This window comes from Enterobacter cloacae complex sp. IR5412, assembly GCF_049237385.1.
Classification (GTDB): domain Bacteria; phylum Pseudomonadota; class Gammaproteobacteria; order Enterobacterales; family Enterobacteriaceae; genus Enterobacter; species Enterobacter intestinihominis.
In genome coordinates, this window is the sequence record NZ_JBMKHQ010000015.1 from 103,125 (window position 1) to 115,039 (window position 11,915).

Annotated in this window: 8 protein-coding genes; 5 read left to right on the forward strand and 3 right to left on the reverse strand. The window is 56.8% G+C overall.

The annotated features are described in order from the left end of the window. Nucleotides 1–38 precede the first annotated feature (38 nt). Complete coding sequence (gene rdgC / locus ACOTX2_RS21050) at nucleotides 39–953, reverse strand: recombination-associated protein RdgC (RefSeq protein WP_006809928.1); 915 nt, start codon at nucleotides 951–953, stop codon at nucleotides 39–41. Between the two features lie 123 nt (nucleotides 954–1,076). On the opposite strand from rdgC, the gene mak reads away from it, so the two are divergent. Next, a complete protein-coding gene (gene mak, locus ACOTX2_RS21055; RefSeq protein WP_063148335.1) occupies nucleotides 1,077–1,982 on the forward strand; it encodes a fructokinase in 906 nt (301 codons plus the stop codon). An 88-nt stretch (nucleotides 1,983–2,070) separates the two neighbouring features. On the opposite strand, the gene sbcC is transcribed toward mak, so the two are convergent. Next, nucleotides 2,071–5,202 carry an exonuclease subunit SbcC gene (gene sbcC / locus ACOTX2_RS21060; protein ID WP_063148336.1) on the reverse strand — a complete coding sequence of 1,044 codons (3,132 nt, stop codon included), beginning with the start codon at nucleotides 5,200–5,202 and terminating at the stop codon, nucleotides 2,071–2,073. After that, nucleotides 5,199–6,404, reverse strand: coding sequence for an exonuclease subunit SbcD (sbcD, locus tag ACOTX2_RS21065; RefSeq protein WP_032624766.1), 1,206 nt, complete (start codon nucleotides 6,402–6,404; stop codon nucleotides 5,199–5,201). Before sbcD ends, sbcC begins: the two co-directional genes overlap by 4 nt. Nucleotides 6,405–6,591: 187 nt before the next feature. On the opposite strand from sbcD, the gene phoB reads away from it, so the two are divergent. The 4 genes from phoB (at nucleotide 6,592) to proY (ending at nucleotide 11,782) form a co-directional block, all read left to right on the forward strand. Continuing rightward, nucleotides 6,592–7,281: a phosphate response regulator transcription factor PhoB gene (gene phoB, locus ACOTX2_RS21070; RefSeq protein ID WP_003859122.1), complete on the forward strand. Its 690-nt coding sequence runs from the start codon at nucleotides 6,592–6,594 to the stop codon at nucleotides 7,279–7,281. 21 nt (nucleotides 7,282–7,302) lie between these two features. Next, complete coding sequence (gene phoR, locus ACOTX2_RS21075) at nucleotides 7,303–8,598, forward strand: phosphate regulon sensor histidine kinase PhoR (RefSeq protein ID WP_023299433.1); 1,296 nt, start codon at nucleotides 7,303–7,305, stop codon at nucleotides 8,596–8,598. 409 nt (nucleotides 8,599–9,007) lie between these two features. Beyond that, on the forward strand, nucleotides 9,008–10,327 hold the full coding sequence (gene brnQ, locus ACOTX2_RS21080; protein WP_003859118.1) for a branched-chain amino acid transporter carrier protein BrnQ: 1,320 nt from the start codon (nucleotides 9,008–9,010) through the stop codon (nucleotides 10,325–10,327). 81 nt (nucleotides 10,328–10,408) lie between these two features. Continuing rightward, entirely contained in the window at nucleotides 10,409–11,782 is a 1,374-nt protein-coding gene (proY, locus tag ACOTX2_RS21085; protein WP_017383160.1) for a proline-specific permease ProY, read from the forward strand. The last annotated feature ends 133 nt before the right edge of the window (nucleotides 11,783–11,915 follow it).

Sequence of the window (11,915 nt, forward strand, 5' to 3'; positions counted from 1 at the left end):
GGGTGGCGCATTCGCTTACCCGGCCTACGTTTTGCCTGTCAACGCTGCGCTTCGCCGCCGAGACCTTCCACCAGGTTCTGGATCAGCGCCGCCAGCTCGCCGGTCATCAGGATAAAGTCTGCGTCAAAGCGCTGAGCATAATCTTCGCGGTCGATATCTTCGTTCTGATCGCGCAGTTCATCGCAGAATTTAAGGCGCTTCACGGAGCCGTCATCACACATCACAAACTGAATGCGCTGCTGCCAGTCGAGTGCCAGTTTAGTCACCACTTTGCCCGCTTCAATGTGCACGGCGATCTCGTCGCTCACCAGATCCTGTTTCTTCGCGCGGATCACGCCGCCATCTTCCAGCAGCGCTTTCAGCTCTGCTTCATCAAGGATCTGGAAGCCCTGCGCGGCAGTCCCGCTGCGCACCCACTCAGTCAGGGTCAGCTCAATCGGCGTCTCCAGTGCCAGCGGTACCACCGGTAATGAGCCAAGGCTCTTACGCAGCAGCGCCAGCGTATCTTCCGCTTTTTTGGCGCTGGCGCAGTCGACCATGATCAGCCCGTTCACGGTGTCGATCCACATCATGGTCTGGCTAAAGCGGCTAAAGGCGCGCGGCAGCAGCGAGTGCAGCACTTCATCCTTCAGTGAATCTTTTTCGGTTTTTTTAAGCTTACGGCCCTGTTCAGCTTCCAGCTTGAAGATCTTCGCTTCGAGCGCCTGCTTCACCACAGGCGTCGGCAGGATCTTCTCTTCTTTGCGGGCGCAAACGATGATTTGCCCCGTGCTGCTGGCGTGGGTCAGCGCATCGCTTTGAGAACCCATTGGCGGAACCCAGCCGGTTTTTGCCATATCCTGGCTACCGCAAGGGGTAAAGGAGTAAGCGGCTAACTGTTTTTCCATCTCTTCTGCACGCAGCGAAACGTCGCGGCTGAGACGGTAAACCATCAAATTTTTGAACCACAGCATGATAATTTCCACGGCCTTGTCGTTAAATCAGCGGGCATGATAACGAATTGTCGCATCGCTTGCATTGCTAATCGGGAAGTGGGCTTCTACTCTGTTGATAATCAAAATAATGAGGAGTGTCTTGTGCGTATTGGGATTGATTTGGGCGGCACCAAAACAGAAGTTATTGCGTTGAGCGAGCAGGGGGAGCAACTGTTTCGCCACCGTCTGCCTACGCCGCGCGATGATTATCACCAGACCATAGAGACGATTGCCCGCCTGGTCGATATGGCAGAGCAGGCAACGGGCGAGATGGGCACGGTCGGGATGGGGATCCCCGGCTCCATTTCGCCGTATACCGGCGTGGTGAAAAATGCCAACTCCACCTGGCTCAACGGTCAGCCGTTTGATAAAGACTTAAGCCAGCGTCTGAACCGGGAAGTGCGTCTGGCAAATGACGCTAACTGCCTGGCGGTCTCTGAGGCCGTAGATGGCGCAGCGGCTGGCGCGCAGACCGTATTTGCGGTCATTATCGGTACCGGCTGCGGGGCGGGCGTGGCCTTCGGTGGGCGCTCGCATATTGGCGGCAACGGCACCGCAGGTGAGTGGGGGCACAACCCGTTACCGTGGATGGACGAAGATGAACTCAAATACCGTGCCGAGGTGCCGTGCTACTGTGGCAAGCAGGGCTGTATTGAGACTTTTATTTCCGGCACGGGGTTTGCCACCGATTATCATCGTCTGAGCGGCCAGCCGCTGAAAGGCAACGAGATTATGCGTCTGGTTGAGGAACAGGATCCGGTGGCTGAACTGGCGCTCAGCCGCTACGAAATGCGGTTGGCTAAATCACTGGCGCATGTGATCAATATCCTCGATCCGGACGTGATTGTGCTGGGCGGCGGCATGAGCAACGTTGACCGGCTGTACGCGACGGTGCCAACGCTGGTGAAACAGTGGGTATTTGGCGGCGAGTGCGAAACGCCGATCCGCAAAGCCGTCCATGGAGATTCCAGCGGCGTGCGCGGCGCGGCGTGGCTCTGGCCGGAATAAACGCAAAACGGCAACTTGCGTTGCCGTTTTTGATGTTTGTACCCTCTCCCACAGAGAGAGGGCCAGGGTGAGGGTACCATCCCCCCATTTACTGCACCGCAAACTCCCTGTCCAGCCTGCTATACCCTAGCCCGTTTATCTTCTTCACTTTGATCTGCACCGGAATACGTTCTTTCATTGCCTCTACGTGGCTGATCACGCCAATGGTTTTCCCGGTGGCGTTCAGCGCGTCGAGCGCATCCAGCGCGGTGTCCAGCGTTTCGCTGTCGAGCGTGCCGAACCCTTCATCCAGGAAAAGCGAGTCAATGCGCGTTTTGTGACTGACCAGATCGGAAAGCGCTAAAGCCAGCGCCAGACTGACGAGGAAACTTTCCCCGCCGGACAGGGTACGGGTATCGCGTACCGCATCGGCCTGCCAGGTATCAACCACCTCCAGCTCCAGCGCGTCGCTGGCTTTACGCTGAAGCAGATAGCGGCCATGCAGACGGTTGAGCTGCTGGTTGGCAAGCCACACCAGATTATCCAGCGTCAGCCCCTGGGCGAATTTACGGAATTTATCGCCGGTGCTGGAGCCTATCAGCGCATTGAGATAGCCCCAGTCGTCAGCCTGACGCGCCGCCTCCTCAATCTGCTGCATAAGCGCCTGCTGGTGCAGACGGTTATCACCGTCCTGCTTGAGCTGCTGGCGGATCTCCCCCTGATGCGTGGTGTTTTCACGAAGCAGTTGCGCCAGCTGGTGTAACTGCGCCTGAAGGGTTGCGGCGTCGGTTTCCAGCCCCTCGGGGCGCTGTGCCTGATGCGCCTGAAGCTGCTGGTTTGCCTGTACGGAGAGCGCCGTGGCCTGCTGGAGCTGGTTCTCCAGCGTCTGCTTTTGTTGTTCAAGCTGGCGGATCGACGCTTCATCCAGCAGGGCGGAGAGAAAAGCCTCCTGACTGGCAAAGCAGCTTGCGGTCAGCGCGGCGCTGAACTGAGCCTGCGACTGCTGAAGCCGTTCACGCTCAAGCGTCTCCTGCTGTTGTAGGGTGGTGAACTGGCTTTGTAGCGACACGCATTCGTCATGGATGCCGCGCCAGTTCTCAGGGATAACCGCGTCGGCTTCTGCGTCATCAGAATCCGGCAGCGTCTCCAGGATGGGCATCAGGGCGTTAATACGTTCCTGAATCGTACCGTGCTGGGCCTGTTTTTCCTGCCAGCGGGTATATTCAGCTTCGCGTGCGCTCAGCCAGGCGCTTTCGGCCCCTTCATCGGGCACGCTAAGCGACAGCGACTCTAGCGAGGCCGCCAGCGCCTGACGCGTCGCCGTCAGCTGCTGCTGGTACTGGCGCGCCTGATCTTCCTGTTCATTGAGCTGGTTTTGCAGCGTCAGACGCTGGCTAAGCTGATACAGCTGGCGTTCATACTGCTCCTGTTCGCTCATCCAGGGTGCAATATCATCCTGAATATTCAGCGCTATGTTCAGGGAGGTGCAGACCTCCAGCCACTCTTTAGTGAGTGCTTGCTCTTCCTGAGAGAGGGCCTGTACTTCCTCTGTCTCGCGCTGGATCTGTTGGGTGAGCGCATTCACCTGCCCGAGCACCAGCAATCCTTCCTCTTTTAGCGCGGCAACCTCTTTCTCCAGCGCGTCGCGGCGGCGCTGATTGTCGGTCAGTTCAAGCGCCTGATACTGCACAACTGCCGGATGTTCGCTTGAACCGCAGAGCGGGCAAGGTTTACCCGCTTCGAGCTGTGCACGATAGTTCTCAAGATCCTTGATTGTTGCCTCACGCTCACAGAGCGCTTTCAGGTCGGCATAGTGCTGATTTTTCTCTTTGAACTGCTGACGCCGCAGGATCAGCGTTTCATTGAGCTTAGCCTGCTCAGCCTGCGCTTTCTGCACGCTTTCCGCATTATGGCGCAGCCGTTTTTGCAGCGGCTGATAGCGAGCGTGAAGCGCAGTCAGACGCTGGCGGAGCGCCCGCGATTGTGCCTGTTGCTCCATTGCCGTCGCGAGATCCTCAGCCGTCAGCGTCAGCGTACTCTCCGGCATCTCAGCCAGTTTCTGACGAAGCTCAGCCATACGCGCTGACTGGGCCACAAGCTGATTTTTATCGCGACTCAGTTGTGTAAAATGCGCCCGCCAGCCGGCAATTTCCTGCCCCCACTGACGGAAACGATCGTGTTCGGTTAGCCACTGCGTCAGTACCGTGTGCTCTTTCTGCAACTGTTCACGGTTGCGCAGCGCACCGTTGCGAATACGCGAGCGCTGCGCCGCTCTGTCGAGTAAGCGAGTATTTACTTCAACAATTCGCGCTGTTGTCTGCGCCAGGCGGGTGTTCTGCTCCTGCTGATACTCCCACAGCGGACGTAGCTGGGCGGCGGGCTGTGCCAGCTGGAGCTTCGCCAGTTGGGGGGCGGCGTCCGTCAGAGCCTGTTGCGCCTGCTGCTGCGAAGCGGCTGCGCGTTGCTGCTCACGTATCAGCTCGTCGTTACGCGTAAGCCACTGAAAATCTTTCTGTTGGCTCTGCTGCTGTGCCAGCAGGATTTTTTCTTCGTCAGTAAGTGCCTGCAAACTTTGCTGCAAGTGCTGCTGCTGTTCCTCGCTCAGCAGCACAACGCCTGCGGCCTGCGCTTCGCACATCTCCAGCGCGTTGCGTGCCGCTTTGTGTTTTTCAAAAACCATGGCGGAAATGTGGCCGTAAATTTCCGTGCCGGTCAGTTCCTCCAGCAGCTCTGCCCGATCGCTCGGTTTAGCGTTCAGGAAGGCGGCAAACTGCCCCTGAGAGAGCAACATCGAGCGGGTAAAGCGACCATAGTCCAGCCCGGTGAGTGCGGCGGTTTGTTCCAGCTTATCCGTGACTTTATCGGCCAGAATTTTCCCGTCTTCGCAGCGGGCCAGCTCAACGCGCGGTGCCTGTAAGTTCCCGTCTGGCTGGTTGCGGGCGCGGTTCTGGCTCCAGAAAGCGCGATAAGCAACGCCTTTGACCTCAAATTCCACTTCAGCCAGGCATTCGGCGGTATCGCGCGTCATCAGGTCGTTTTGTGCCTGAGAGACCTTATTAAGACGCGGTGTTTCGTGGTAAAGCGCCAGGCAGATGGCATCCAGCAGCGTGGTTTTACCCGCGCCGGTTGCGCCGGTGATGGCAAATAGCCCATTGCTGGCGAAAGGCTCCGCGGTGAAATCGATTTTCCACTCACCCTTTAGCGAATTCAGATTTTTCAGACGCAGGCTCAGAATTTTCATGCGTTTTCGTCCTCGTCATTGAGGGAATGCAGGGTATGGGCAAACAGCTCGTTAAGCCTGGTGCGCCTGGCCTCGTCCACTTCTTCATGCGCAAGCCGCCGCGCGAACACCTCTTCAACCCGAAGTTCGCTAAGCGTTTCACGCTGGGCGTTCAGCAGAATTTTCTCGCGCTGCTCGCGGCTGCGACGTACCAGCAGCACCTCCACAGGAAGGTCTTCCGTCAGCGTCTGAATTTTACGCTGCATATCGTACAGGTAGTCATCGGTGGCGATTTCGATATCGAGCCAGACGGGGGGATTAAGCACTGCGCCGCGCCACTGCTCAAGCTGAGCGGTAATGGCGGCCAGATCGCCTTTCAGCACTGCCAGCGGCTGGGTGACCGGCACCTCAAGCGTCTCAACGGCGCTAAGTTTGCCTTCGGTGAAGCTCACCAGATGCACGGATTTGGCTTTGCCCGTTTCGTCAAAACTGAGGGAAATGGGCGAGCCGCAGTAGCGAATATGCTCGCATCCCCCGACGATCTGGGCCCGGTGAATATGCCCGAGGGCAATATAGTCGGCGGGAGGAAAGTTTTGCGCTGGAAACGCGTCCAGCGTACCGATATAAATCTCGCGCACCGCGTCACTCTTACTGGCCCCGACTGTGGTGAGGTGCCCGGTGGCAACGATAGGAATGGCCTGTTCGCCGCGCAGGGCGCAGGCTTCCGTATGCTGCTGGTGATAATAGCGGGTGATGGCCTGCAACAGATGCTGCTGTTTTTCGCTCCCGGACAGGCCTGCCTGGCTTTGCACGATATCGCGCGGGCGTAAAAACGGAATTGGGCATAGCACCGCGCCCGGTGTGCCGTCACGTTTTTTCAGGATCTGCGGCGCGTGTCCGGCGCTGGCCACCACGGTGGTATTGAGGAACGCCAGAATATCGCGGGATTCATTCAGCGTCGCCACCGAGTCATGGTTTCCGGCGACAATCACCAGGTGACAACCGGTTTGCTGGAGGTTGACCACAAAACGGTTGTACAGCTCACGCGCATAGCTCGGCGGCGATCCGGTATCAAAAATGTCGCCCGCCACAATAATTGCGTCCACCTCGTGAGCCTGAGCCGTCTCCAGCAGCCAGTTCAGGAACGCTTCATGTTCCGCGGCGCGGCTTTTGCTGTAAAAATTTTGACCCAGGTGCCAGTCTGAGGTGTGAAGTATGCGCATAAGAGATCCGTGGCAATAATAAGAAAGCAGGATTATAAACGTTCGGGGAACGGAAAATAACCGCTGTAATAAAACAACAGTTTGCTATTTATCGTGGTAATGTTTTTCATAAATCTGTCATAAATCTGACGCATAATGACGCCGCATTACAGACTTGTAACTTAAATACGATAAGACAGGGCAAAGTATGGCGAGACGTATTCTGGTCGTAGAAGATGAAGCTCCGATCCGTGAAATGGTGTGCTTCGTGCTTGAACAAAATGGCTTCCAGCCGGTTGAAGCGGAAGATTATGACAGCGCGGTGAACCAGCTGAATGAACCCTGGCCCGATCTGATCCTGCTGGACTGGATGCTGCCTGGCGGTTCCGGATTGCAGTTTATCAAGCATATCAAACGCGAGGCGATGACCCGCGATATCCCGGTGGTGATGCTGACGGCGCGCGGTGAGGAAGAGGATCGCGTGCGCGGTCTGGAAACCGGCGCGGACGATTACATCACCAAACCGTTCTCCCCGAAAGAGCTGGTGGCGCGTATCAAAGCCGTGATGCGCCGTATTTCACCGATGGCGGTGGAAGAGGTGATTGAGATGCAGGGCCTGAGCCTGGATCCTACCTCACACCGGGTCATGACCGGTGAAAATCCCCTCGATATGGGCCCCACCGAATTTAAACTCCTGCACTTCTTTATGACACACCCGGAGCGCGTTTACAGCCGCGAACAGTTGCTGAATAACGTCTGGGGAACTAACGTCTATGTCGAAGACCGAACGGTTGACGTCCATATTCGCCGCCTGCGTAAAGCACTGGAACTGAGCGGCCACGATCGCATGGTACAGACGGTCCGCGGCACGGGTTATCGCTTCTCGACCCGTTTCTGAACAATGACAGGAGTGTGACGCGTGCTGGAACGTCTGTCATGGAAAAGGCTCGTCTTTGAACTGATCTTATGCTGTATTCCGGCCCTCATTCTGGGGGCTATTTTTGGCTATCTGCCGTGGTTTTTACTGGTGGCCGTGACGGGGTTGCTCGTCTGGCATTTCTGGAATTTACTGCGTCTTTCCTGGTGGCTGTGGGTCGACAGAAGTATGACACCCCCGCCGGGAAGCGGGAGCTGGGAACCGCTACTCTACGGCCTGCACCAGATGCAGATGCGTAATAAAAAGCGCCGTCGTGAGCTGGGAAGCCTGATAAAACGCTTTCGCAGCGGCGCGGAGTCGCTGCCGGACGCAGTGATCCTGACGACGGAAGAAGGGACCATCTTCTGGTGTAATGGCCTCGCACAGCAGCTGTTGGGCCTGCGCTGGCCGGATGATAACGGTCAGAACATCCTCAACCTTCTGCGCTATCCCGAGTTCACGCTGTATCTGAAAACGCGTGATTTTAGTCGTCCGCACAATCTGAAGCTCAATAACGGTCGCCATCTTGAAATTCGCGTGATGCCCTACAGCGATCGGCAGTGGCTGATGGTGGCGCGGGATGTCACCCAGATGCATCAGCTTGAGGGCGCGAGACGTAACTTCTTTGCCAACGTCAGCCACGAGCTGCGTACGCCGTTGACGGTGCTTCAGGGCTATCTGGAGATGATGCAGGAGCAAACGCTTGAGGGGGCGCCGCGTGAGAAAGCGCTGCATACCATGCGGGAACAGACGTTCCGCATGGAAGGGCTGGTCAAACAGCTACTAACGCTTTCAAAAATTGAGGCTGCCCCGTCGCTGGCGCTAAACGACATCATTGATGTGCCGATGATGCTGCGAGTGGTGGAGCGCGAAGCCCAAACGCTGAGCCATAATCAACACACCCTGAGTTTTGATGTTGATAACACGCTGAAAGTGCTCGGCAGTGAAGATGAGCTGCGAAGCGCTATCTCAAACCTGGTCTATAACGCCGTGAATCATACCCCGACAGGGACGCATATCGCGGTGCGGTGGCAGCATACTCCGGCAGGGGCTGAATTTAGCGTCGAGGACAACGGGCCGGGGATTGGGCCTGAACACCTCCCGCGTCTCACCGAACGGTTCTACCGGGTGGATAAGGCGCGCTCGCGGCAGACCGGCGGGAGCGGACTGGGGCTGGCAATTGTGAAGCATGCCGTCAGCCACCACGAAAGCCGGCTCAATATCGAAAGCACCCTGGGTAAGGGCACGCGCTTTAGCTTCGTGATCCCGGAACGATTAATTGCCAAAAAAAGTGCCTGACAGCGTGTGTGTCAGGCTACCTTTCCACGGGCCAGCGATTGCTGGCCCGTTTGCTTTGCAGTCAAGCGAAACGCGAGTGAATATTATACGGCTGGTGCTTTTTTGTTCGCATGATTAGCCATGAGTTTTTCTTATACATGGCATATTATTTTGGTCTGAATTTTCATGCTGGCATATTGTTCTGGTTTTACGATCCCTTCTTGCCTTTAAACGTTATAAGCGTTTAAATTGCCCCCCATATACTGTCAGACCGACTGTATTTGCGTGGTAAATCGAAAAACTATTCTTCGCCACGCCTGGACGGGAGCATATCCCGCTGAAATTGAGCAAATTTTCCGCTGTATCGTCCCGTCAGGGATGGCGAAAATCTCAACGTATTCAACACCACATCCACAGGCAGTAAGGTTTTATGACCCATCACTTGAAATCGCGTGACATTATCGCGCTGGGCTTTATGACATTTGCGCTGTTCGTTGGCGCAGGTAACATCATTTTTCCTCCAATGGTTGGCTTACAGGCGGGTGAACACGTCTGGACGGCTGCGTTTGGCTTCCTGCTTACTGCCGTGGGCCTGCCGGTACTGACCGTTATCGCGCTGGCGAAAGTCGGTGGCGGTGTGGACAGCCTCAGCACCCCGATTGGCAAAGTGGCTGGCGTTCTGCTGGCAACCGTCTGCTATCTGGCCGTTGGCCCGCTGTTCGCAACCCCGCGTACGGCGACCGTCTCCTTTGAAGTGGGTATTGCCCCGCTGACCGGTGACGGCGCGATGCCGCTGTTTATTTACAGCCTCATTTACTTCGCCATCGTGATTCTGGTTTCTCTCTATCCGGGCAAACTGCTGGATACTGTGGGTAACTTCCTGGCACCGCTGAAAATTGTGGCGCTGATTGTGCTGGCGGTTGCGGCCATCGTCTGGCCTGCGGGGCCCATCAGCTCCGCAATGGACGCCTACCAGAACGCGGCGTTCTCAAACGGTTTCGTGAACGGCTATCTGACGATGGATACGCTTGGCGCGATGGTGTTTGGTATCGTTATCGTTAACGCCGCGCGTTCCCGCGGGGTGACCGAAGCGCGTCTGCTGACTCGCTACACCATCTGGGCTGGCCTGATGGCCGGTGTCGGCCTGACGCTGCTGTATCTGGCGCTGTTCCGCCTGGGTTCAGATAGCGCAACGCTGGTCGATCAGAGCGCAAACGGCGCGGCGATCCTGCATGCTTACGTGCAGCACACCTTTGGTGGTGCAGGCAGCATGCTGCTGGCGGCGCTGATTTTCCTGGCCTGTCTGGTGACGGCGGTGGGTCTGACCTGCGCCTGCGCGGAGTTCTTCGCTCAGTATCTGCCGCTTTCTTACCGCACGCTGGTGTTTATCCTCGGCATCTTCTCCATGGCGGTGTCAAACCTCGGTCTGAGCCACCTGATTCAGGTCTCAATTCCGGTGCTGACGGCGATCTATCCGCCATGTATCGTGCTGGTAGTGCTGAGCTTCACCCGTCCGTGGTGGCATAACTCCACGCGAATTATTGCGCCAGCCATGTTTATCAGCCTGATTTTTGGTATCCTTGACGGGATCAAAGCATCAGCATTTGCAGAAATCCTGCCAGCCTGGACACAGCGTCTGCCGCTGTCCGAGCAGGGCCTGGCCTGGCTGATGCCTTCCGTTGTAGCGCTGGTTCTGGCGATTATCTGGGACCGTGCGGCAGGGCGTCAGGTGACATCCAACGCCCATTAATCAACGGCAACAAATTGTTTAACCACGGGGCTTAAGGCCCCGTGGTTTTTTGTTTTTTTCGTGTTGAATGGCAAGATTTTAATGGAAAGCACTAACAAACTTAAACGTGGATTGAGCACCCGCCACATCCGCTTTATGGCGCTGGGCTCGGCTATCGGTACCGGTCTTTTTTATGGCTCGGCAGATGCCATCAAAATGGCCGGTCCAAGCGTTCTGCTGGCCTACATCATCGGCGGCGTGGCGGCGTATATCATCATGCGCGCCCTTGGCGAAATGTCGGTTCACAACCCTTCTGCCAGTTCCTTCTCCCGCTACGCGCAGGAAAATTTAGGCCCGCTGGCCGGGTTTATCACCGGCTGGACCTACTGCTTCGAAATCCTGATTGTTGCCATTGCCGATGTGACGGCGTTTGGTATCTATATGGGGGTCTGGTTCCCCGCCGTGCCGCACTGGATCTGGGTGCTGAGCGTGGTGCTGATTATCTGCGCCGTTAACCTGATGAGCGTGAAGGTGTTTGGCGAGCTGGAGTTCTGGTTCTCCTTCTTCAAGGTCGCGACCATTATCATCATGATCCTCGCCGGTTTCGGCATTATCATCTGGGGTATCGGCAACGGTGGACAGCCAACCGGCATTCACAACCTGTGGAGCAACGGCGGCTTCTTTAGCAACGGCTGGCTCGGGATGGTCATGTCGCTCCAGATGGTCATGTTCGCCTATGGCGGAATCGAGATTATCGGCATCACCGCCGGGGAAGCGAAAGATCCGGAGAAGTCTATTCCGCGCGCCATCAACTCGGTGCCGATGCGCATCCTGGTGTTCTACGTGGGCACGCTGTTTGTGATTATGTCCATCTACCCGTGGAACCAGGTGGGCACCAACGGCAGCCCGTTTGTCCTGACTTTCCAGCATATGGGCATTGCGTTTGCCGCCAGCATTCTCAACTTTGTGGTGCTGACCGCCTCGCTGTCGGCCATCAACAGTGACGTGTTCGGCGTGGGCCGTATGCTGCACGGCATGGCGGAGCAGGGCAGTGCGCCGAAGGTGTTTGCCAAAACGTCGCGTCGCGGTACCCCGTGGGTAACGGTGCTGGTCATGACCGTGGCGCTGCTGTTCTCGGTCTACCTGAACTACATTATGCCGGAGAACGTCTTCCTGGTGATTGCGTCGCTGGCGACCTTTGCGACGGTGTGGGTGTGGATCATGATCCTGCTGTCGCAGATTGCGTTCCGTCGCCGCCTGTCGCCAGAAGAGGCCAAAGCGCTGAAGTTTAAAGTGCCGGGCGGCGTGCCAACGACCATTGTCGGTCTCATCTTCCTGGTCTTCATCATTGGCCTGATTGGTTATCACCCGGATACCCGTATTTCCCTGTACGTGGGCTTCGCGTGGATCGTCCTGCTGCTGGTGGGCTGGATGTTTAAATGTCGCCGCGATCGTCAGCTGGCGGAAGCACAATAACATTCTTTTCCCCTCTCCCCGTGGGAGAGGGTTCCCCACAAATTAATGCGAGCACTGAGCAATCCCCTCGCCCCTCCGGGGAGAGGGTTAGGGTGAGGGGAACATACGGCGGTGGTGGTCATTCCGTTCACTT

Excerpts from the sequence above, each read along its gene's own strand:
- rdgC (WP_006809928.1), bottom strand. The coding sequence starts at position 953 with ATGCTGTGGTTCAAAAATTTGATGGTTTACCGTCTCAGCCGCGACGTT.
- sbcC (WP_063148336.1), bottom strand. The coding sequence starts at position 5,202 with ATGAAAATTCTGAGCCTGCGTCTGAAAAATCTGAATTCGCTAAAGGGT.
- sbcD (WP_032624766.1), bottom strand. The coding sequence starts at position 6,404 with ATGCGCATACTTCACACCTCAGACTGGCACCTGGGTCAAAATTTTTAC.
- phoB (WP_003859122.1), top strand. The coding sequence starts at position 6,592 with ATGGCGAGACGTATTCTGGTCGTAGAAGATGAAGCTCCGATCCGTGAA.
- brnQ (WP_003859118.1), top strand. The coding sequence starts at position 9,008 with ATGACCCATCACTTGAAATCGCGTGACATTATCGCGCTGGGCTTTATG.
- proY (WP_017383160.1), top strand. The coding sequence starts at position 10,409 with ATGGAAAGCACTAACAAACTTAAACGTGGATTGAGCACCCGCCACATC.